22 protein-coding genes are annotated in these 20,900 nt (G+C 69.7%); 8 read left to right on the top strand and 14 right to left on the bottom strand.

Annotated features, from left to right (window positions below):
• Positions 1-51 precede the first annotated feature (51 nt).
• Together EDC64_RS03325 and EDC64_RS03320 are read right to left on the bottom strand one after the other, a co-directional pair.
• Entirely contained in the window at positions 52-855 is an 804-nt protein-coding gene (locus tag EDC64_RS03325; protein WP_132029786.1) for a protease inhibitor Inh/omp19 family protein, read from the bottom strand.
• 76 nt (positions 856-931) lie between these two features.
• Positions 932-1,903: a 2-hydroxyacid dehydrogenase gene (locus EDC64_RS03320; protein WP_132029785.1), complete on the bottom strand. Its 972-nt coding sequence runs from the start codon at positions 1,901-1,903 to the stop codon at positions 932-934.
• A gap of 233 nt (positions 1,904-2,136) precedes the next feature.
• Between EDC64_RS03320 and EDC64_RS03315 the strand changes: the two genes are divergently transcribed.
• The 5 genes from EDC64_RS03315 to EDC64_RS03295 all read left to right on the top strand — a co-directional run bounded on the left by EDC64_RS03315 (position 2,137) and on the right by EDC64_RS03295 (position 7,415).
• Positions 2,137-3,213 (top strand): ABC transporter ATP-binding protein, encoded by a 1,077-nt coding sequence (locus EDC64_RS03315; RefSeq protein ID WP_132029784.1) that lies wholly within the window; start codon positions 2,137-2,139, stop codon positions 3,211-3,213.
• Positions 3,214-3,404: 191 nt separating this feature from the next.
• Positions 3,405-4,712, top strand: a complete 1,308-nt coding sequence (locus EDC64_RS03310; RefSeq protein ID WP_132029783.1) for an ABC transporter substrate-binding protein — start codon at positions 3,405-3,407, stop codon at positions 4,710-4,712.
• 216 nt (positions 4,713-4,928) lie between these two features.
• Positions 4,929-5,873 carry a carbohydrate ABC transporter permease gene (locus tag EDC64_RS03305; RefSeq protein ID WP_245504506.1) on the top strand — a complete coding sequence of 315 codons (945 nt, stop codon included), beginning with the start codon at positions 4,929-4,931 and terminating at the stop codon, positions 5,871-5,873.
• A 124-nt stretch (positions 5,874-5,997) separates the two neighbouring features.
• Entirely contained in the window at positions 5,998-6,843 is an 846-nt protein-coding gene (locus tag EDC64_RS03300) for a carbohydrate ABC transporter permease (protein ID WP_420808942.1), read from the top strand.
• A gap of 68 nt (positions 6,844-6,911) precedes the next feature.
• Positions 6,912-7,415 (top strand): TIGR00645 family protein, encoded by a 504-nt coding sequence (locus tag EDC64_RS03295; protein WP_207915869.1) that lies wholly within the window; start codon positions 6,912-6,914, stop codon positions 7,413-7,415.
• Between the two features lie 27 nt (positions 7,416-7,442).
• On the opposite strand, the gene rimM is transcribed toward EDC64_RS03295, so the two are convergent.
• The 3 genes from rimM to ffh form a co-directional block, all read right to left on the bottom strand.
• Positions 7,443-7,988, bottom strand: coding sequence for a ribosome maturation factor RimM (gene rimM, locus EDC64_RS03290; protein WP_132029781.1), 546 nt, complete (start codon positions 7,986-7,988; stop codon positions 7,443-7,445).
• Positions 7,989-8,171: 183 nt separating this feature from the next.
• The gene (gene rpsP / locus EDC64_RS03285) at positions 8,172-8,546 is read right to left on the bottom strand and encodes a 30S ribosomal protein S16 (RefSeq protein ID WP_132029780.1); all 375 of its coding nucleotides are present in this window, start codon (positions 8,544-8,546) and stop codon (positions 8,172-8,174) included.
• A 151-nt stretch (positions 8,547-8,697) separates the two neighbouring features.
• Positions 8,698-10,233 (bottom strand): signal recognition particle protein, encoded by a 1,536-nt coding sequence (ffh, locus tag EDC64_RS03280; RefSeq protein WP_132029779.1) that lies wholly within the window; start codon positions 10,231-10,233, stop codon positions 8,698-8,700.
• Positions 10,234-10,551: 318 nt separating this feature from the next.
• Here ffh and EDC64_RS03275 point away from each other — a divergent pair, with 318 nt between their 5' ends.
• A complete protein-coding gene (locus tag EDC64_RS03275) occupies positions 10,552-10,962 on the top strand; it encodes a DUF5990 family protein (RefSeq protein WP_132029778.1) in 411 nt (136 codons plus the stop codon).
• Positions 10,963-11,007: 45 nt separating this feature from the next.
• Here EDC64_RS03275 and EDC64_RS03270 read toward each other — a convergent pair whose 3' ends face one another.
• Both EDC64_RS03270 and EDC64_RS03265 read right to left on the bottom strand, forming a co-directional pair.
• Entirely contained in the window at positions 11,008-11,757 is a 750-nt protein-coding gene (locus EDC64_RS03270) for an anti-sigma factor (RefSeq protein ID WP_132029777.1), read from the bottom strand.
• Complete coding sequence (locus EDC64_RS03265; RefSeq protein ID WP_132029776.1) at positions 11,754-12,332, bottom strand: sigma-70 family RNA polymerase sigma factor; 579 nt, start codon at positions 12,330-12,332, stop codon at positions 11,754-11,756. Before EDC64_RS03265 ends, EDC64_RS03270 begins: the two co-directional genes overlap by 4 nt.
• Before the next feature lie 219 nt (positions 12,333-12,551).
• On the opposite strand from EDC64_RS03265, the gene EDC64_RS03260 reads away from it, so the two are divergent.
• Entirely contained in the window at positions 12,552-13,331 is a 780-nt protein-coding gene (locus EDC64_RS03260) for a DUF4394 domain-containing protein (protein WP_132029775.1), read from the top strand.
• A gap of 77 nt (positions 13,332-13,408) precedes the next feature.
• Here the strand turns inward: EDC64_RS03260 and EDC64_RS03255 are convergent, their stop codons facing one another.
• The 7 genes from EDC64_RS03255 to cbiE form a co-directional block, all read right to left on the bottom strand.
• Positions 13,409-14,338: a hypothetical protein gene (locus EDC64_RS03255; RefSeq protein WP_132029774.1), complete on the bottom strand. Its 930-nt coding sequence runs from the start codon at positions 14,336-14,338 to the stop codon at positions 13,409-13,411.
• Between the two features lie 92 nt (positions 14,339-14,430).
• Positions 14,431-15,906 carry an NAD-dependent succinate-semialdehyde dehydrogenase gene (locus tag EDC64_RS03250; protein WP_274594931.1) on the bottom strand — a complete coding sequence of 492 codons (1,476 nt, stop codon included), beginning with the start codon at positions 15,904-15,906 and terminating at the stop codon, positions 14,431-14,433.
• Between the two features lie 124 nt (positions 15,907-16,030).
• The gene (locus EDC64_RS03245) at positions 16,031-16,240 is read right to left on the bottom strand and encodes a hypothetical protein (RefSeq protein WP_165933621.1); all 210 of its coding nucleotides are present in this window, start codon (positions 16,238-16,240) and stop codon (positions 16,031-16,033) included.
• A gap of 152 nt (positions 16,241-16,392) precedes the next feature.
• Positions 16,393-17,685, bottom strand: a complete 1,293-nt coding sequence (locus EDC64_RS03240) for a cobyrinic acid a,c-diamide synthase CobB (RefSeq protein WP_132029999.1) — start codon at positions 17,683-17,685, stop codon at positions 16,393-16,395.
• Positions 17,686-17,711: 26 nt separating this feature from the next.
• Complete coding sequence (gene cobM, locus EDC64_RS03235; RefSeq protein WP_132029771.1) at positions 17,712-18,473, bottom strand: precorrin-4 C(11)-methyltransferase; 762 nt, start codon at positions 18,471-18,473, stop codon at positions 17,712-17,714.
• Positions 18,470-18,853 (bottom strand): cobalamin biosynthesis protein, encoded by a 384-nt coding sequence (locus EDC64_RS03230; protein ID WP_132029769.1) that lies wholly within the window; start codon positions 18,851-18,853, stop codon positions 18,470-18,472. Before EDC64_RS03230 ends, cobM begins: the two co-directional genes overlap by 4 nt.
• The gene (cbiE, locus tag EDC64_RS03225) at positions 18,850-20,121 is read right to left on the bottom strand and encodes a precorrin-6y C5,15-methyltransferase (decarboxylating) subunit CbiE (protein ID WP_245504505.1); all 1,272 of its coding nucleotides are present in this window, start codon (positions 20,119-20,121) and stop codon (positions 18,850-18,852) included. The genes EDC64_RS03230 and cbiE overlap by 4 nt, the downstream gene beginning before the upstream one ends.
• On the opposite strand from cbiE, the gene EDC64_RS03220 reads away from it, so the two are divergent.
• On the top strand, positions 20,120-20,884 hold the full coding sequence (locus EDC64_RS03220) for a cobalt-precorrin-6A reductase (RefSeq protein ID WP_132029767.1): 765 nt from the start codon (positions 20,120-20,122) through the stop codon (positions 20,882-20,884). The two genes, cbiE and EDC64_RS03220, sit on opposite strands and share 2 nt — an antisense overlap.
• Positions 20,885-20,900: the final 16 nt, after the last annotated feature.

Below are 20,900 nucleotides of genomic sequence, written 5' to 3'. Positions count from 1 at the left end.
GCGGATCTTTATGGGGGCGCGAAGCCGCGCTTTGGCGGCCTCGGACCTGTGTCATGGACGCAACAGAAGAAGCGGCCGACCCCGCTCCGGCGTCTTGGCCCAGCCCCCATCTTCCTGCCGCGCGAATCGCAGAGGCGTCGATTCGGGACGTCCGCCGACCACCACATTGCCGCCTTCGATGCGCCAGATCGGCGCCGCGAAGTCGGCGAGCACGGCGTCGCAGCCCGCCGCCACGCGGACCTTGAAGGCGCCTCCGGGGGCCGGCTCGTCGGTCAGGGTCCAGCGGCAGAGCGGCGGGGCGTTGGCCGCGCGGGCGAGGATCCAGTCCCCGATCATCTCCTCGGGGCTCACCTCCACGCCGACCACCGCCGTCGGGGGCGTGAGGAAATAGACGCCGTCGCCCTCGCGCAGGGCCTCGTAGGCGCCCCCGGTGGCTTCGGTGAATTCCGCGACGGTGCGGCCGTCCGCGGCGAGGAGCCGGATCGCCCCCGAAGGGTCCGGCAGCCAGCCGACGATCTGCGCGACGAACGAGATTACCGGGCAGGGGATGTCGGGGACCGCGGCCAGCACGGCCCCGGCGGCCTCGGCGCGCAGCGTCATCGGGCAGGCCCGGCTGCCGTCGGCGCTCGACAGGATGAAGGGGCCGGCGATCTTCTGTCCGGCGGCGAGGAGCGCGGGCGCCGGCCGGGCCGCCTGGGGCTGCGCGGGGGCCGGCGGGGGCCGGCTCGGCGCGGCCCGCGGCTGCCCCTTTCCGGCGTCCGGACCACTCCGCGGCGGGGCGGTCTGCGCGTGCGCGCCGGCCGCGAGGGCGAGGCCCAGCAGCAGAGCGGGAATGGCGGGCGAGCGACGCAGCATGGCGATCGCCACGCTAGTCCAGCGGCGACCGCAGGTGAAGCGCTTCGGCGGCCGGCGGGAGCGCTCGCGGGCCGGCCTACGCGCCGCGGGGCGGCCACGGGGTCTCGGCCACCGGCGTGACCGGCCCCGCGCCCTTGAACCAGGCGCGCAGATTGTCGACGACGAGCTGGCCCATCGCCGCGCGCGTGAAATGCGTGGCCGAGCCCACATGCGGCAGCAGCACGACATTGTCGCGCGCCCGCAGCGCCTCCGGCACGTTGGGTTCGTCGGCGAACACGTCGAGGCCGGCGGCGAGGATGGTGCCGGCCTCGAGCGCGGCGATCAAAGCCGGCTCGTCCACGACCGAGCCGCGCGCGACATTGATCAGGATGCCGCGCGGGCCGAGGGCGGCGAGGATTTCGGCATCGACGAGGCCGCGCGTCGCCGGCCCGCCCGGCAGAATGAGGATCAGGGTGTCGACGTCCCGCGCGAGGTCGGCCAGGTTGGGATAATGGCGGTAGGGCACGTCCGGCGCCGGGTTGCGGCTGTGATAGGCGATCGGCAGGCCGAACGCCGCGAGGCGGCGCGCGATCGCTTGGCCGATGCGCCCCATGCCGACCAGGCCGACGCTGCGGTCGCGCAGCGTCGCGCCGAGCGGGAAGGGCGCCGACGCCCATTTTCCGGCGCGCAGATAGCGGTCGGATTGCGGGATCTCGCGCACCGTGGCGAGCAGCAGACCGAGGGTCAGATCGGCCACCTCCTCGTTGAGCACGTCCGGCGTGTTGGTCACGACGACGCCGCGCCGCGCCGCCGCGGCGGCGTCCACCGTGTCGTAGCCGACGCCGAAATTGGCGACGATCTCGAGCTTGGGCAGGCGCGCCATCAGCGCGTCGGTGACGGGGAGCCGCCCGCGCGTGACCACGCCCCGCACGGCGGCGCCGTGGGCGGCGACGGCACCCTCGACATCATCGCCGCCGATCAGCTGAAACTGCGGCATGAGCTGCGGCTCGACGACTTTGTCCATGATCGTGCCGGTGAGGAGCAGGACAGGGCGGGGATCTGCTGTCATAGCGGGCTTTCTCGCGTCGGCGGACCGTGTGCGGGCCTTCGGAGCTTCGGAAATAATCCGCCTCCTCCTTTGGTTCAATCGTTTTAAGTTTCGCTTGATCGCGGCGCAGCCTCCCCCCATGATCCCTGCGCCGGCCCCTCGACGGGCAGGACGGGCGCCTCGCGCGGCCAGAGCAAATGCCGGAGTCCCGACAGGGTCCCGGATAGGGTTGGACGTCCGGGAGCAGACAAGGCATGGCCACCGTCGACATTCGGGGTGTGAAGAAGGCCTACGGCACGACCCGCGTGATTCATGGGGTCGACGTGGACATCCGGGACGGCGAGTTCGTCGTTCTGGTCGGTCCGTCCGGCTGCGGAAAGTCCACGCTCCTGCGCATGATCGCCGGGCTCGAGAACATCACGGGCGGCGAGATCCGGATCGGCGACCGCGTCGTCAACGACGTCCCGCCCAAGGAGCGGGACATCGCCATGGTGTTCCAGAATTACGCCCTCTATCCCCACATGACGGTCGGCGCGAATATGGGCTTCTCCTTGAAGCTCCGCGGGGCGCCGCGCAGCGAGATCGACGCGCGGGTCGCCCGCGCCGCCGAGATTCTCGGCCTCTCCCAATTGCTCGACCGCTATCCGCGCCAGCTTTCCGGCGGCCAGCGCCAGCGCGTCGCGATGGGGCGCGCCATCGTCCGGGACCCGCAGGTGTTCCTGTTCGACGAGCCCTTGTCCAATCTCGACGCCAAGCTGCGGGTCCAGATGCGCACCGAGATCAAGGAGCTGCATCAGCGCCTCAAGACCACGACGGTCTACGTCACCCACGACCAGATCGAGGCCATGACCATGGCCGACAAGATCGTCGTCATGCATGACGGCGTGGTCGAGCAGATCGGCGCGCCGCTCGACCTCTACGACAAGCCGGCCAACCAGTTCGTCGCCGGCTTCATCGGCTCGCCGGCGATGAATTTCATCGGCGGCACGGTCGAGGTGAACGGCACCGGCCAGTTTCGCTGCGACAGCGGCGTGATGATGCCGCTCGAGGGCATCGCCGCCACCCATCATGGCCGCCGGGCGGTCTATGGGCTGCGGCCCGAGCATATCCGCATCGTTCCCGACGGCGCCCCCGCCGAAGTCATCGTGGTCGAGCCCACCGGCTCGGAAATGCTGGTCGTGGCGCGTCTCGGCGGGCCGAAGGGCCAGGAGATCGCCTGCCTGTTCCGCGAGCGCATGACGCTCCAGCCGGGGGAAACCATCAAGATTTCGCCGATGAAAGGCATGCCGCATCTGTTCGACGAGGCGAGCGGCGCGCGCCTCGACGGGTAAACGCGCCCGCACATAAACGCGCCGGAAACCGGACGCGGCGGGCGGCCGGGAGCACGCGACGATCACCCGGGATGCGGAAGTCCGCATCCGGGGGGGCGCGGCGGCAGCTCCTTGGAGAGGAGAGCCGAAGATCCGGTCGAAGCCGGATCCGGCGCGCGAGGAAACGCAACGAAGAGTGTGGGAGGAACGCCATGACCATTTCGAGACGCAATGTCCTTCTCGGCGGCGCCGGCCTTGCCGGGGCCTCGGCCCTTCCGGGTTTCACCGGCGGCGCCTTCGCCCAGTCCGTCCCGCAATACAAGCCGGAGCCCGGCGCCTCGCTGCGGATGCTGCGCTGGTCGCCCTTCATCAAGGCCGAGGAAGAGGCCTGGCTCGCCAACACGAAGAAGTTCACCGAGGCCACGGGCGTCGAGGTGCGCATCGACAAGGAGAGCTGGGAGGACATCCGCCCCAAGGCCGCCGTGGCCGCCAATGTCGGATCCGGCCCGGACATCGTCTGGGTGTGGTTCGACGATGCCCAGCAATATCCCGACAAATTGATGGACGTGACCGACCTCGCGACCGCGCTCGGCGGGAAATATGGCGGCTGGTATCCCGGCAATGAGGCCTATGCCAAGGCGAACGGCCGCTTCATCGCCTTCCCGCTCGCCACGATCGGCAATGCGATCTGCTATCGCGACAGCTGGGTCAAGGATGCCGGATTCTCGCAATTCCCGAACGACACCAAGGGATTGCTCGAACTCGGCAAGGCTCTGAAGGCGAAGAACCATCCGATGGGCTTCACCCTCGGCCACGGCGTCGGCGACGGCAACAATTTCTGCCATTGGGTGCTGTGGAGCCATGGCGGCAAGATGGTCGACGACAAGTCCAAGGTCGTCATCAACAGCCCCGAGACGGTCGCCGCCCTGCGCTATGCGCGCGAGCTGTACCAGACCTTCATTCCCGGCACCGAAAGCTGGCTCGACGTCAACAACAACCGCGCCTTCCTCGCCGGAGAAATCTCCGTCACGGCCAATGGCGTGTCGCTCTATTACGCGGCCAAGAACGATCCGAAGCTCGCCGACATGGCGAAGGACATCAAGACCACCAACATGCCGGTCGGTCCGGGCGGCCCGGCGGAACTCACCCAGACCACGTCGGCCTGCATCTTCAAATACACCAAATATCCCCAGGCGGCGCTCGCCTACATGTCCTTCATGTTCGACGCGCCGCAGATGAATGCCTGGATCCAGGGATCGAGCGGCTATTGCTGCCAGACCCTCAAGGCGTTCGCCAGCAATCCGATCTGGACCTCGGATCCGAACCACGCGCCGTACGCCAAGGCCTCCGAACTCCTGCGCCCGAACGGCTATTCCGGCCCGCTCGGCCCCCAATCCGCGGCCGCCATGGCCGACTGGATCGTGGTGGACATGGTCGCCGAGGCGGCGACCGGGCAGCGCACGCCCGAAGAGGCGGCCAAGCGCGCCGAGATGCGGGCGAGCCGCATCTATCGCGGCTGACCCGCACGCCGCTCCGCCCGGTCAGGGACGGGTGGAGCGGCGGCACTTTTCATCGCGGGGCGGGCCGGAGCCGGCCGCCCTTCGCCCGCGCCGTGCGGCACGCCGCGCGGCCGGCGCCGGTCGAACCGGGCGGGGCCGCGCACCGGATCGCCGGCGCGTCACGGCCGGCGGCGGGGCCGATCGCTCACCGCGTAGCTCACCAGGGAGAGGTCACAGATGGCGGATATCGCGGCACCGGGGGCACGGGCGCGCAGCAGGTCCTGGTGGTCCGGCATCGGCCAGGGCCGGCACGTTCTGGGCCTGCTGTTCCTCCTGCCGGCGGCGGTGTTTCTGCTGCTGTTCCTCACCTATCCGCTCGGCCTCGGCGTCTGGCTCGGCTTCACCGACACCCGGATCGGCCGCGACGGCGTGTTCGTCGGGCTGGAGAATTACGAGCTGCTGTGGATCGACAGCGTGTTCTGGCTCGCGGTCTTCAACACTTTGCTCTACACGACCGGCGCCTCGATCCTGAAATTCGGCCTCGGCCTCTGGCTGGCGCTGCTGCTGAACCAGCATCTGCCGTTCAAGGCCTTCTTCCGGGCGGTCGTGCTGCTGCCCTGGGTGGTGCCGACCGTGCTCTCGGCGATCGCCTTCTGGTGGATCTTCGACGCCCAGTTCTCGATTCTCTCCTGGGCCCTGATCAAGCTCGGCCTGATCGACCAGAACATCAATTTCCTCGGCGACAGCACCAATGCCCGCGCCTCGGTGATCGCCGCCAATGTGTGGCGCGGCATTCCCTTCGTCGCGATCTCGCTGCTCGCCGGCCTCCAGACCATCCCGCCCTCGCTGCACGAGGCGGCGACGCTCGACGGGGCGAGCGGGTGGCAGCGCTTCCGCTACATCACTTTGCCGATGCTCTCGCCGATCATCGCCGTGGTGATGACCTTCTCCGTCCTGTTCACCTTCACGGACTTCCAGCTCATCTATGTGCTCACCCGCGGCGGCCCGCTGAACGCGACCCATCTGATGGCGACCCTGTCCTTCCAGCGCGCCATTCCCGGCGGGCAGCTCGGCGAGGGCGCGGCGATCGCGGTGGCGATGATCCCGTTTCTGCTGGCTGCGATCCTGTTCAGCTATTTCGGCCTGCAGCGCCGCAAATGGCAGCAGGGCGGGGGCGACTGAGCATGGCGTCCCGGCCCCGTTTCTTCCGCCCGCGGGCGTCTTTTTCAAGGACCGGCGCATGACCGCTCAGAATCCGTCCGCTCAGAAAACACCCGATCAGGGCACGTCCGACCATTCGACCGGGATGAGCTATCTCGACAGTCTGCCGAAGCGGCTCGTCACCGTCATGCTGCCGCTTCTGGTCTTCGTGTTCGTGCTGCTGTTTCCGTTCTATTGGATGGCGATCACCGCGATCAAGCCGAACCACCAGCTCACCGATTACGCCAATTATTCCCCGCTCTGGGTGGTCGAGCCGACGCTGGAGCATATCCGCTATCTGCTGTTCGAGACCTCCTATCCCGGCTGGCTCTGGAACACGATGCTGATCTCGGTCTGCGCCACCTTCATCTCGCTGGTGACGTCGGTGTTCGCGGCCTATGCCATCGAGCGGCTGCGCTTCCACGGCTCGCGCTGGGTCGGGCTCGGCATCTTCCTCGCTTATCTCGTGCCGCCCTCGATCCTGTTCATCCCGCTGGCGCTGATGGTGTTCAAGCTCGGCATCTACGACACCAAGCTCGCCCTCATCCTGACCTATCCCACCTTCCTGGTGCCGTTCTCGACCTGGCTGCTGATGGGCTATTTCCGCTCCATCCCGTACGAATTGGAGGAATGCGCGCTGGTCGACGGCGCCTCGCGCTGGCAGATCCTGATCCAGGTTCTGCTGCCGCTCTCGGTGCCGGGCCTGATCTCGGCGGGCATCTTCTCCTTCACTTTGTCCTGGAACGAATTCATCTATGCGCTGACCTTCATCCAATCCTCCGAGAACAAGACCGTGCCGGTCGGCGTTCTGACGGAACTGGTGCGGTCCGACATTTATGAATGGGGGGCGCTGATGGCCGGCGCGCTGATCGGCTCGCTGCCGGTGGTCATCCTCTATTCCTTCTTCGTCGAGCATTATGTCTCGTCCATGACCGGCGCCGTGAAGGAATAGCGGCGCTTCGCCTCTTGCCCGCGCCCGGCCGGTCATGGCACCTCAGGGCGGGCGCAAGGGAGGCGAGGATGATCGAGAAGGGCATCGAGCAGATCCTGTTCCGCAGCCGCTGGCTGATGGCGCCGTTCTATCTCGGTCTTGTCGTCGCGCTGATGGTGCTGCTGTTCAAGTTCGGCCACGAACTGCTGCACTTCGTGACCCATGCCGTGGGCGCGAGCGAGACCGACATCATTCTCGGCGTGCTGACGCTGGTGGACCTCACCTTCACCGGCAATCTGGTGCTGATCGTGATCTTCTCGGGCTACGAGAATTTCGTCTCCAAGATCGATTCGAACGGCCATCCCGATTGGCCGGACTGGATGACCAAGGTCGATTTCTCCGGCCTGAAGCAGAAGCTTCTCGCCTCGATCGTGGCGATCTCCGCCATCGCCCTGCTCAAGGCCTTCATGAATCTCGATGCCGGGGCGGACACGACGCATCTGATGTGGCTGGTCATCATCCACACCGTGTTCGTGCTTTCGAGCCTGATCCTCGCCTGGTCGGACCGGATCGGCGGATCGAGCGCGCACTGAGGCGGGCGGGCCGGCGGCCGGCCCGCGTCACTCCGCGTCGCTCGCCCCCGGCGCGTCTCCGGCTGCGCCGCGCGCCTCGATCTCGGGCGGCGGCGCCACCACGACGCGCCGTCCGGCAATGTCGACCACCGGCACGGCGGCCTTGGTGAAGGCGACGAGGCGCGAGGGTCCCCCCGCGAGCGGGGCATATTCCAGAATGTCGCCGGCGCCGAAATCATGCAGCGCGGTGACCGTGCCGAGGGGGGCGCCGGAGGGATCCTCGACGGCGAGCCCGATCAGATCGGCGTGATAGAAGGTGTCCTCGTCCTCCGCCTCCGGCAGGGCGTCGCGGTCCACGAACAGATCGGTATTGGTCAGCGCCTCGGCCGCATTGCGGTCGGCGATCCCGGCGATCCGGGCGACGAAATGGTCCGTCGCCGCCCGCAAATGGGTGATGCGGACGGGGCGCCCGGCCGGGTCGGTGAGCGCATAATCGCGCAGCGCCTCCGGGTCCGAGCCGAAGGCGAACAGCCGCACCTCGCCCCGCACGCCGTGCGGCGCGCCGATGCGGGCGATCAGGATCGGGTTGGCCATAGCGGGTCTGCCGTCGTTCCTGCGGTGGGCGAGAGCCGGGACCGGCGGGGTCGATCCGCCCGGTCCGCCGCTCGCGCCACATCTGAGACTGGGCCGCGGTTCGAAAGCCGGGTCGACGACCCGGCCCGTTCCGGCCGGCCGATCCGGCGGACGGGGCGTCGCCGCCCCGCGCCGGAGCCGGCGTCACTCGGCGGCGGCGTCCTCGGTGGCCTTGGCGGCGGCGGCGGCCTTGGCGGCGCGCTCGGTGGCGCGCTCCTGCGCCTTCTTGCCGGGCTCGCCCTTCTTCGGGTTGCTGCGCGCGCCGCGCGCGATCAGGCCCTGCGCATCGAGGAAGCGGGCGACGCGATCGGTCGGCTGGGCGCCCTTTTCGAGCCAGGCCTTGGCCTTCTCGACGTCGAGCACGACGCGGTTCTCGGCATCCTTGGCGAGCAGCGGCGAGAAGGTGCCGATCTTGTCGATGAAGCGGCCGTCGCGGGGCGACCGGGCATCGGCGACGACGATGCGGTAATAGGGACGCTTCTTGGCACCGCCGCGGGCGAGCCGGATCTTCAGGGACATGGGTCTTCCTTTCAAACGTGTTCGGTGTCTGCGGTCTGAAGGCGGAGCGGGTCGGTTCGCACCGGTCCGGGTTCCGCCCGTAAGCACTGTGAGGAGGGGATCGGTCGGCGTGCCGTCCAAACCGGTCTGCGGCCGGGGCGTCCGGCCGCCGTCACTTCTTTTTCGGGCCTCCCAAGCCGGGGAACCCGCGCGGCAGATTGCCGAGGCCGGGAAGATTGCCCGGGAAGGTCGGGGGAAGCCCCTTGCCGAGCCCCGGCAGGGTGGGCGGCAGCCCGCCGGCCCCGCCGCCGGGCATCTTCTCGGCCATCTGCTGGAGCGCTTCCGGCGAGGGCATGCCGCCGCCCATGCCGAACATGCTGGCGAGCCCGGCCATCGGGCCGCGCTTTCCGGACGCGCCCATCGCCTTCATCATGTCGGCCATCTGGCGGTGCATCTTGAGGAGGCGGTTGATCTCCTCGACCTTGGTGCCGGAGCCGGAGGCGACGCGCCGCTTGCGCGAGGCGTCGAGCACCTTGGGATTGCGCCGCTCGTGGCGGGTCATGGAATTGATGATCGCGACCTGGCGCCGGAACACCTTGTCGTCGATGTTCGCGGCGGCGATCTGGTTCTTCACCTTGGCGACGCCGGGCATCATGCCCATCAGCCCCGCCATGCCGCCGAGCTTCTGCATCTGGCCGAGCTGGTCGCGCAGATCCTCGAGGTCGAACGCGCCCTTGCGCATCCGTTCGGCGGTCGCCTTGGCCTTCTCGATGTCGATATTCTCGACCGCCTTCTCGACCAGAGCGACCACGTCGCCCATGCCGAGAATGCGCCCGGCGACGCGCTTGGGATCGAAATCCTCCAGCGCGTCCATCTTTTCGCCGGTGCCCATCAGCTTGATGGGCTTGCCGGTGACCGCGCGCATCGACAAAGCGGCGCCGCCGCGCCCGTCGCCGTCGGCGCGGGTCAGCACGATGCCGGTCAGGCCGACGCGGCCGTCGAACGCCTTGGCGGTGTTGACCGCGTCCTGGCCGGTGAGGCTGTCGGCGACCAGCAGCACTTCGTGCGGGTTGGTCGCGGCCTTGACCTCGGCCACTTCCGCCATCAGGGCCTCGTCGAGGGTGACGCGGCCGGCGGTGTCGAGCATCACGACGTCGTAATTGCCGAACCGCGCCGCCTCGATGGCGCGGCGGGCGATCTGCACCGCCGACTGGCCCGCAACGATCGGCAGGGTGGTCACGTCGATCTGGGTGCCGAGGGTCGCCAATTGCTCCATCGCCGCCGGGCGGCGGGTGTCGAGCGAGGCCATGAGGACTCGCCTTTTGCCCTTTTCGGTGAGGCGCTTGGCGATCTTGGCGGTGGTCGTGGTCTTGCCCGAGCCCTGCAGGCCGACCATCAGGATCGGCACCGGGGCGGGGGCGTTGAGGTCGATCGGATCGGCGTCCGAGCCGAGCATGGCGACGAGTTCGTCATGGACGATCTTCACCACGAGCTGGCCGGGGGTCACGGACTTGACCACCTCGACGCCGACCGCCCGCGCGCGCACCTTGTCGGTGAAGGACCGCACCACGTCGAGGGCGACGTCGGCCTCGATCAGCGCGCGCCGCACTTCGCGCATGGCTTCCCCGACATCGGCCTCGCTGAGCGCGCCGCGCCGTTTGAGCTTGTCGAGTATGCCGCCGAGGCGGTCGGAAAGGCTGTCGAACATGGGTCCGTCCGGTGGTCTCCGGCCTTGCGGTCGAAGGTGTTTCGCGAGGATGCGCCCAACGCCGAGCGCGCCCGAGGGCGCAACGCGCTGTCGGGCGGGGGCCTCCGGGATCGGGTCCCGGGCGGCTGGATCGGCGTGGCCGTCCTCTTGAAGGGGGCGTTCTTAGCACCGCACCGGCGCCGAGACAATGGCCGCGCGGTTTCGGGCGGGGGCAATCTGGACTTCGGCAGCCGGGCGGCATGCCGCCGCCTCGCGCAGGCGCCGCCGGTTGAGGCACAATCGTACGGCCGGAGCATGCGCTCCCAGTGAGACCCGACCATGGTTACTTTGCGGATCGTCATCGCGCAGCCGGTGGCCGGCGTGCTCCACAGCCTCCAGGCCAAGGATGACTCGCCGCTCGATGCGAAATCTTCGCGGGACGGCGCGCCGCTCGCGTTCGATTTCCAGGTGAGGACCGCGCCGGGACCGAAAGTCTTCGGCGATCAGGTCCGCCGCGAAGGCCCGGTGCGGCGGTTCGTCTATATCCGCATCGGCCAATTGGCCGGGGATCCCGCGTCGCCCTGGTCCCGCCGCATGAAGATCGACATCCACGATATCGCGCAGGACCTGCTCGACCGCGCGGCCAAGAGCGGCGAGACCCTCGAAACGACCGTCATCGGCACCGGGAAAGACGGCACCCCGGCCTGCGCCACGGTGCGGACGACGGGATGGCGGATCGCCGGGCTTTGAGACCTGACGGCTGTTCGGCCCAAAGGGACGGGCGCGCCGCGCCCGTCACAAGGCGACGCTGGTGGTTCCCTTCATCAGGATCGGCCCGGTGGGCCGACCGATCGGCGAGCCGCCCTGGGGTTCGAGGGTGATCTCGAACAATTGGTTCGGCGCGGTGCGCGGCAGGTTCTTCAGGTCGAGCCGGATGCGGCGTGCCTCGTTCGACAGGCCGATCGAGACCGGGCCGCGCGCCGGGTCCCACAGCGTCCACACTTCCAGCACACGCCCCTCCGGCACCGCGATGGTGCGCAGCGGGATGAGGTCCGCCGTGCCGTCGGCGAAGGCATTGACCAAGGCGGCGGGTTCGCCCTGCGGCCCGATCAGAACCGCGACCATCTGCGGCTGCGGCAGGCGCCCGAGGGGACCGAAGGCAATGCCGATCACCAGCAGGAGGCTCGCCGCCGCGCCCGCGAGCCCGGTCGCGCGCCAGAAGCCGAGGCTCCGCCACAGCGCCGCCAGCGGCGCGGGCCGGGCGGCGCGGGCGGGCGCGGATTCCGGCTGCGGCGGGGCCTCAGGTTCGGCCGCATCCAAAGTCGCCGAAATCCGGGCGAGCAGGTCCGGCGGCGGGGCATGGGCCGGCGCGGTCGCGTCGAGTTCGCCGAAGCGCAGGCGCCAGCGCTCGACCGCCGCGGCAAAGCCGGGATCCTCCTGTTCCAGCCTCTCGGCGCGGCGCGCCTCCTCGCCTTCGAGCAGGCCCATCACATGCTCGGCCGCCAGGCCCTCGAAGCGGTTGGGTGCGTGCGGATCGGGGCTCATGCCAGGCACTCCCTGAGGCTCAGGAGGGAGCGGCGGATCCAGGATTTCATGGTGCCGAGCGGCACGCCGAAGCGGCCGGCGAGTTCGCCATGGGTCAGGCCGTTGACATAAGCGAGGAGAATGGCGGTGCGCCGCGGCGCCTCCAGCCGCTCCAGGCAGGCCCGCAGCCGGCCGGACTCCGAGAGCCGCACCAAGGCGGCCTCCGGGCTCTCGTCCTCCGCTTCCAGGCCGAAGGGCTCGTAATCGTCGACGAAATCGGTCCGCTTCTCGCCGCGCAGGATGTTCAGCGCGCGATTGCGCAGGATGGCATAGATCCAGGTGCGCCCGCTGCCGCGCGCGGGATCGAAGCGCGCCGCCTGGCGGAAGATCAGCACGAAACTGTCGTGCACCGCCTCCTCGGCCAAAGCGTCGCGCTTGAGAATGCGCCGGGCGACGCCGAGCATCCGGTCGGCTTCCGCTTCATAGAGCCGGTGCAGGGCCGTGCGGTCGCCGCCCGCGCACGCCGCGAGCGTCGCCGCGACATCGAACCCGGCTTCGCCCGCCGCTGCGCCACTCTCGTGCGTCCGCTGTTCCATACCGCCCTTCGCGCCCTTCGGCCGGACCGCGTCGCGCCGGCTCGGCTTTCGTACCGGAAGGGTACACGCGGATGACGCGCCGGGATGCGTCCGCCGGCCCCCATCGGCGGATTTTTTCATCGCCGCGATTTTTTTCCGTCCCCGCTGCATCCGCCCCGCATCGCCGCGTGTACCCCTTTCGACCGGCGCTGATGGCCGGTTCCGAACCGGAGACCTCGCATGCTCAAGACCACCCTGCTCGCTTCGCTGCTCGCCTCCGTCGCCTTCGCCGGCGCGCAGGCCCAGTCGGTCGCCGCTCTGACCGGCGACGACACCATCGTGATCGTCGACGCGGCCGCCAAGAAGGCCGGCAAGACCTTGAAGATCACCGGCATTTCCGGAAAGGTGCTGGGCATCGACGTGCGCCCGGCGGACGGCCTGCTCTATGCGGTCATCGATGACGGCGCGATCGTCACGATCGACACCGCGACCGGCAAGGCGACCGGGAAGTCCAAGCTCGAAAGCATGCTCTCGCCCGGCGTGGTCGCGACCGTCGACTTCAACCCGGTGGCCGACCGCCTGCGCCTGATGGGCTCCGACGGCATGAACCTGCGCGTCAATGTCGATGACGGCAAAGTCATCCGCGACGGCAATCTGGCCTTTGCCGGCGCCGACGCCATGCGCGAGATGAAGCCGAACGTGGTGGCCGGCGCCTATACCAATTCGGTGAAGGGCACCAAGGAAACCGCCCTGTTCGACATCGACGCCTCGGGCACGCTGCTGAAGCAGGCGCCGCCGAACGACGGCGTGCTCAACACGGTCGGCAAGCTCGGCATGTCCGGCAAGGGCGCGGCCTTCGACATCGTCTCGGACGGCAATGGCGGCAATTCCGCCTGGCTCATGTCGGGCGACACGCTCTATTCCGTCGACCTCGCCACCGGCAAGGGCACGGCGGCCGCCAAGATCGCCGGCGTCACGGGCCCGGTGCGCGACATCGCGGTCCTGCCGAAGGCGATGTGACCGGCTGGACCGGCGCCGGTCGTGCATGGGCGGGCGATCCCGCCCATGCGGCCGTAATGCCGGCGTTTGATCGCCTGTTAGGGCCCTTCAAACGGCCCGAAGACCATGTCCGGCGCGCTTGTATTATGGCGCGAGGGCGCGACCCGGCCGGCCCAGAGTTCCAGGACCGGGCCGCCGGGAAACGCCATGATCGGGCTCTCCAGCCATCCCGCCGCATCGGGCGGCTTGACCGCCACCGCCGCGGCATCATTGTTGAACGCGGTCACATACATCGAGCGCAGCGCCGCGAACGGGCGGCCCTCGACCGGCGCCGAAAAGCCGATATCGAGCGCCTGCCGTTCTGAATTCAACTCTGCGATCCGCATCTTAGCGCTGCCGCCGGCGGCGAAGCCGAGCGTGAAGGTGGCGGTCGCGGGGTCGAACGCGACCGCTTTCAGCCGCACCACGGGCCGGCCCTCGACCTCGACCGGCCCGACCAGGAAGGACGAGCCATAGGCCGCCTCCTTCAGATGCGGCGGCGGCAGCGGGCGGGCGCGCCAATAGCCGTCGGGCGGGTAGAAAACCAGGGCCTCGTACCGCCCGCGGGGGGTCGCAACGAACAGCTGCACCATATGTAGTCCTTCGTAGCTGCGCCCCCCGACCTCGACGGGGACGGTTGCCGGGCGCCAGAAGGACGCGAAGGTGAAGCCGACGAGGCGGTATTTCGCCGAACTATAGAGAATTTCGGTCCGCGGCTTCGCCGGCACGCGGGGATCGCCCGACATGTCGCATTGGGTCCAGTCGGGGGCCGTGCGGTCGGCCCTGAGCGTCCCGAGATAGGCCGGATGGACCGCCTCGATCCGGAAACGCCGCACCGCGGACGCGGAAAAGGTCAGCGCGACATTGTCCTTCTCCGCGCACAGCACCGCCGCGCTGTCGTTGCGCACCTCGACCGCCAAGGGGGCGGCGAGGGCGGGCGAGAGCAAGGCGAAGAGACAGACGACGGCGCGGGCGGCCGAGTTCAGCATGGGCAACCCTTTGGCGGTGCTGGGCTTACGCCGTTGTCTTTCGCGGACGTCGTGCCGACTGGATCCGTCCGGAGCGGGGCGCCTGCGGCGGCTCAAAGGCCGCCGATGCAGACATATTTGATATTCAGATAGTCGTCGCAGCCATATTTCGACCCTTCGCGCCCGACGCCGCTCTCCTTCACACCGCCGAACGGCGCGACCTCGGTCGTGATGACCCCGGCATTGATTCCGACCTGGCCATATTCGAGCCCTTCCGCCACCCGGAAGGCGCGGCCGAGGTCGCGGGTGTAGAAATAGCAGGCGAGCCCATATTCGGTGGCATTGGCGAGCCGCACCGCCTCGGCCTCGGTCTCGAACTTGAACACCGGCGCCATCGGCCCGAATATCTCTTCGCGGGCAAAAGCCATGCCGGGCGTGGCGTCCGCGATCACGGTCGGCTCGAAAAAGCTGCCGCCGAGAGGGTGCCGCTTGCCGCCGGTGACGACCCGCGCCCCCTTCTTGACGGCGTCCTGGAGCAGCCGCTCGACCTTGGCGACCGCCTTCTCCTCGATCAAAGGCCCCTGCTCGACCCCCTCGTCCATCCCGTCGCCGACTTTGAGCGACCGCGAGGCGGCGGCGAATTTCTCGACGAAGGCGTCATAGATGCCGGCCTGGACATAGAAGCGGTTGGCGCACACGCAGGTCTGGCCGGCATTGCGGTATTTCGAAGCGATGGCGCCTTCCACCGCCTTGTCGAGATCGGCGTCGTCGAACACCAGAAAGGGCGCATTGCCGCCGAGTTCGAGCGAGACCTTCTTCATCGTCTCGGCCGACTGCTTCATCAGCAGCTTGCCGACGGCAGTGGAGCCGGTGAAAGTCACCTTCTTCACCAGCGGGTTCGCCGTCATTTCGCCGCCGATCGACTTGGCGTCGCCGGTGACGATGTTGATCACGCCGGCCGGGATCCCCGCCATTTCCGCGAGCACGCCCCAGGCGAGGCCGGAGAAGGGCGTGAGTTCGGACGGCTTGCAGACCACCGTGCACCCCGCCGCCAGCGCCGCGCCGATCTTGCGCGAGAGCATGGAGGAGGGGAAGTTCCAGGGCGTGATCGCCGCCACCACGCCGACCGGCTCCTTGGTGACGAGGATGCGGCGGTCCGGCCAGGGGGAAGGAATGGTGTCGCCGTAAAGGCGCCGCGCCTCTTCGGCGAACCAGCGGACATAGGACGCCGAGGCGCCGATTTCGCCCTTGGCCTCGGCGAGCGGCTTGCCCTGTTCGGCGGTGAGGATCCGGCCGAGTTCGTCCTGGTTTGCGAGCAGGAGGTCGGCGAGCTTGTGCAGCAACGTGGCCCGCTCCGCCGCGGTCTTGGCGCGCCAGGAGACGAAGGCTTGCGCGGCAGCTTCGATCGCGCGGCGCGTCTCGCCGCTGCCGGCATCCGGAACCGTGCCGAGAATGTCCCCGGTCGCAGGGTTTTCGACCGTCAGCGTGGATCCGCCATCGGCATCGACCCATTGGCCGCCGATCAGCATCTGCTCGCGCATCAGGGCGAATTCCGGCGTGTTGCCGGGAATGGGCGCGTGGACCGTCATTGAACCTCCTGCCGATAAGGCACGCCTCCTCGACGCTCAGGCAAACATGCCCGGCGCGAATCCTCGGCGGAGCCTTGGATGCGAACCCGCCGCACGGCTATACCGGCGCGCGCGCCGACGAACCCTATCGCACGCAGGTGATCGAATGGAAGGGGACGATCTGCTCCTTGGGTCCCGTGCCGCCCGAGACGTGACAGCGCAGGTAGTCCCGGCCGACGCTGAGCGGCGCGTAGCCGGTGATCGTGCCGCCGCCGACCACTTGGATGACGATGGCCTGTCCATCCTTGGCCCCGACAATGTCCAGGATGGCAGCCCGGAAATCGTCGTCCTTCATCTGGCATCTCATGGCGTGTCCTCCGATGCGCGTCTCCCCGCACGGCCGTTTCGGCGCGTTTTGGGAAGTATAGCGCCGCGGGATCCACGGAGGCATGCCGCAAATGCAGCCTGAGACGCGAAGGCCGGCGCTCGGCGCGGAGTTCGGAAGCGTCAGTCGGGGGCGATGGCGTGGAAGAAGGTGCCGGTCGCGTGCCCGCGCCGGCTGCCCTCCGCGCCGAGCGCCTCGCCCCGCGCGTCAGACAGGTCGGCGAGCGGATCGTCGCCGCCCCGGGCGAGGATGGTGGCGTAATGGAATTCATGGCCGCGCACCCGCGCGCCCGGCGGACCGAGGGGAGAGGCTGCGAGAAGCCGAGCCGCGCGATAGCCGAGCGTCATGCGCCGTCGCGCGAAGCTGGTCTCTAGCCCGAGCAGGCCGAGCATGGAATGCGCATCGCCCTGCGCGTCGATGAGGGTGGTGCCGAGCACCATATAGCCCCCGCACTCGCCATGGACGGGCCTTGCCTGCGCAAAGCGCACCATGCCCGCTTTGAAGCGGTCGGCGGCGGCGAGGCGGCCGGCGTGCAGTTCCGGATAACCGCCCGGGAGCCAGCAAGCGTCGCAGGTCTGGTCCGGCGGCTCGTCCGCCAAAGGCGAGAAGGGGACAATCTCGGCTCCCGCGCGCCGCCAGGCCGCCAGGAGATGGGCATAGACGAAGCTGAAGGCGGCGTCGCGGGCGAGCGCAATCCGCTGGCCGGGCGGCGGGAGGTGCTGAGCGTGCGCGTGCGAGGGCGTGATCGCTCCGGCCGCGGCCACGATGCCGTCGAGGTCGAGATGATGCTCGGCCATGTCCGCGAGCTTGGCGAGGCGGTCCGTAAGGTCCGCATGCTCGCCTGCCTGAACCAGGCCGAGATGGCGTTCGGGCAGAGCGAGGGCGCCGTCGCGCGGGATCGCGCCGAGCACCGGAACGCCGAGCGGGGCGATCGCTTCGCGGATCAGCCGCTCGTGCCGCGCGCTTCCGAGCCGGTTCAGCACGATGCCGGCGATGCGGACACGCGGGTCGTGGGTGAGGAAGCCGCGCGCCACCGCGGCGGCGGTCTGCGATTGACCGGAAACGTCGAGCACGAGCAGCACCGGAAGGCCGAGCCGTGCGGCGACGTCCGCCCCCGCGCCGGTCCGCCCCGGCGCGCTCGGCACGCCGTCAAACAGGCCCATCGCCCCTTCCAGGATCAGGATCTCGGCTCCGGCCGCCGCCTCCGCCGCGAGCGCGCCGAGCAGGTCCGGGGGCATGGCCCAGCTGTCGAGATTGAGGCCCGGCATCCCGGTTGCGGCGGCATGGAAGGCGGGGTCGATATAGTCCGGCCCGGACTTCGCAGCCCGCACTTTCACGCCGCGTCGCCGCAGCGCCGAGAGAAGTCCGAGGGTCACGGTCGTCTTGCCGGCGCCGGAGCGTGGGGCGGCGATCATCAGGCCGCGGGCAGCAGTTTCCGGGATCACGTGCTCTCTCCGCGGAACCGGCGGACATAATCCACGTCATAGAGGGCGCTGTCGCGGAAGCCGTGCGCAGCGAGCGCAGGGCCGACCAGAATCAGTGCCATCCGGCTCGGCCGCGCGTCGCCGAGCCGGAGGGATATGTCCGCGAGTGTGCCCTCGAACACCCGCTCGTCGGGCCATGTCGCCTTTTCCACCACTGCCACCGGGCAGTCCGGGCCGTAGGCCGGGATCAGATCGGCGACGATGCGGTCGAGGGCATGGATCGCGAGATGGATGGCAAGCGTCGCGCCGGTGGCGGCGAAGGCCGAGAGCTGCTCGCCGGCAGGCATCGCCGAGGCCCGGCCGGACACCCGCGTCAGGACGACGCTCTGCGCCACTTCCGGCACCGTCAGCTCGCGGCCGAGCCGCGCGGCTGCGGCGGCGAAGGCGGGCACGCCGGGTGTGAGGCTATAGGCGATCCCCAACCGGTCGAGCCGGCGCATCTGCTCCGCGACGGCGCTGAACACCGAGAGGTCGCCGGAGTGCAGCCGCGCGACATCGAGACCGGCGTCCCGCGCAGCGCGGAATTCCGCCTCGATCCGGTCGAGATCGAGGGGCGCGGTATCGACGATCCGGGCGCCCGGCGGGCAGTAGGCGAGCAGCTCGGGCGCCACCGTCGCGCCGGCATGGAGACAGACCGGACACCGTGCGATGAGGTCCCGCCCGCGTACCGTGATGAGGTCGGCCGCGCCCGGTCCCGCGCCGATGAAATGGACCATCATGCGCGTTCGCCTCCGGCGAGGGCGCAGGTGACCATTCCGAGCGCGAGGCGCGGGCCGAGCAGGTGTGCCGCCGGTCCCGCGGCCGCGAGCGCGGCGGTTTCGGCGGCCGAGGGCACGCGCAGCAGCGCCACCACGCGCTCGGAGCGCGTCTGGGCGCGTGCCGCAACGGCTTCGAGCTGGGTCTGCGGCACGAGGATCAGGGGCAGTCCCAATGCCGCCGCCGCTGCGGCGATACCCGGCTCGCCACCTTTGATTGCCGGCGTCGCGAGCGCGTCGAGCGCATCGCGCGAGAGTGCGGCTCGGGCGAGCGCCGCATCGATGGCGGCGAGCACCTCCTCCGTGGCGACGCCGCGCCGGCTGCCGATCCCCGCGACGATCATCGGCCAGCCTCCCGCGGCTTGTGCCAGACCCATTGGGTGATCGGCATGGCCGGACGCCATCCGGTCATCCCCTTGACCGGGACCGCCCGGCCGAGCGCGACGCGGAGCAGGTCGCCGCCATGCTTGGCGTGAAGGTCGAGCAGGCGCGCCTCGGTCTCCAGCGTGACGGCATTCGCGACCAGCCGTCCGCCGGGTTTCAGATCGAAGATCGCGGCCTCCAGAACGCCCTCCTCACCGCCTCCGCCGCCGACAAAGACCGCGTCGGGGGGCGGCAGGCCCACCAAAGCGGCCGGCGCCGCACCGGAGACGATCCGCAGATGCGGCACACCGAGGGCCGCCGCGTTGCGGCCGATGCGGGCGGCGCGCTCAGGCACCGCCTCGATCGCGATCGCCGCCAGCGAGGCATCGGCGAGCAGCCACTCGATCGCGACCGAGCCCGCTCCCGCCCCGATATCCCACAGGCATTCGCCGCGTCGCGGCGCCAGAGCGGACAAAGTGAGGGCGCGGATCTCCCTTTTGGTGATCTGTCCGTCATGCTCGAAAAGATCGTCTGGAAGCCCACCTCCCAAATGCAGCACGGGTGCCGCTTCGCCCGCGACCGTGATGGCGAGAAGGTTCAGCGGATCGACGTCCGTCAAGGCAAAGGTCTCGGCCCGGACGCTTCGAACTCGCTCACGCGGGCCGCCAAGTGCCTCCAGCACCCAGAGCTGCGAGGCGCCGAAGCCGAGACGGGTCAGCAGCGCCGCGATCTCGCCCGGCGCGGCGCCGTCCGAGGTCAGAGCGAGGATGCGCGCGCCGGGATGAAGGGCGGGGCGGACGCGCGCGATCTCGCGCCCATGGAGGGAGAGGCATGCCACCTCCTGGAGCGGCCAGCCGAGGCGCGCCGCGGCGAGGCTGAAGGCCGACGGGGCGGGATAGACCCGCATCTCCGCTGCCGACACAAAGCGCGCCAAGGTCGCGCCGACGCCGAACAGGAAGGGATCGCCGGAGGCGAGCACGCAGACCGTGGTGCCGCGCGCCGCGCACACCTGCGCCACGCCGTCGGAGAACGGGCTGGGCCAGGGTCGGGCCTCCCCCCTCACCAGGGCGCCGGCAAGGGCGAGATGGCGCGCCCCGCCGAACACCAGGCGCGCGTCCGTCACCGCTGTGCAGGCGGTCGGCGAGAGGCCTGCGACACCGTCCTCCCCGATCCCGACGATGGACAGCCAGGGGGCGGGCGGGGCACCATCCGCCGCCATGCCTGCGTCTTCCCCCGCCGCCTCACCCATGCCCGCACTCCCGGTGCTTCTTCTGGGGGGAACCGGAGAGGCGCGCGATCTCGCCGGCCGGCTTGCCGCCCGCATCGATCTTAGCGTGATCCTCTCGCTTGCGGGACGCACCGAACGTCCCGCCGCCCAGCCGGTTCCGGCGCGGTCCGGCGGCTTCGGCGGGGTCGCCGGGCTGGTTCGCTATCTCGCCGATGCGCGGATCGCCGCCGTGGTGGATGCGACCCACCCTTATGCCGATACGATCTCGCGCCATGCGGCGCTGGCCTGCGCCGAAGCCGGGGTGCCGCGTCTCGTTCTGCGACGTGCGCCCTGGGCGCCGCTGGCCGGGGACCGTTGGCACACGGTTGCCGACGTCGCCGACGCGATCACAGCGCTCGGTGCGTCGCCGCGGCGGGTGTTCCTGGCGATCGGGCGCAATGCCGTGCGCGGGTTCGAGGCGGCCCCGCAGCATGCCTATCTGGTGCGCAGCGTCGATCCGGTCACGCCGCCGCTCGCGGTGCCCGACGCCGGCTATCTCACCGCCCGCGGACCGTTCGCTCTGGAAGACGAGCTGGCGCTGCTCCGGATGCATCGCATCGATGCGGTGGTCGCCAAGAACAGCGGCGGCCCGGCGACCTATGCCAAGATCGCGGCGGCGCGGCGGCTCGGCATCGAGGTGCTGATGCTGCGCCGCCCCGACCCACCGCCCGGCGCGGCGGTGGCGTGCCCCGAGGCGGCGATCGTCTGGCTCGACGCGCTCGTCGCGCGTCGGTGCGCCGGCTGAAACCCGTTTGGCCGCG

Origin of the sequence: Aquabacter spiritensis, assembly GCF_004346185.1 — a bacterium.
Classification (GTDB): Bacteria; Pseudomonadota; Alphaproteobacteria; order Rhizobiales; family Xanthobacteraceae; genus Aquabacter; species Aquabacter spiritensis.
Note: the sequence above shows the minus strand (reverse complement) of the source record. Positions and strands in the feature narration are given on the sequence as shown.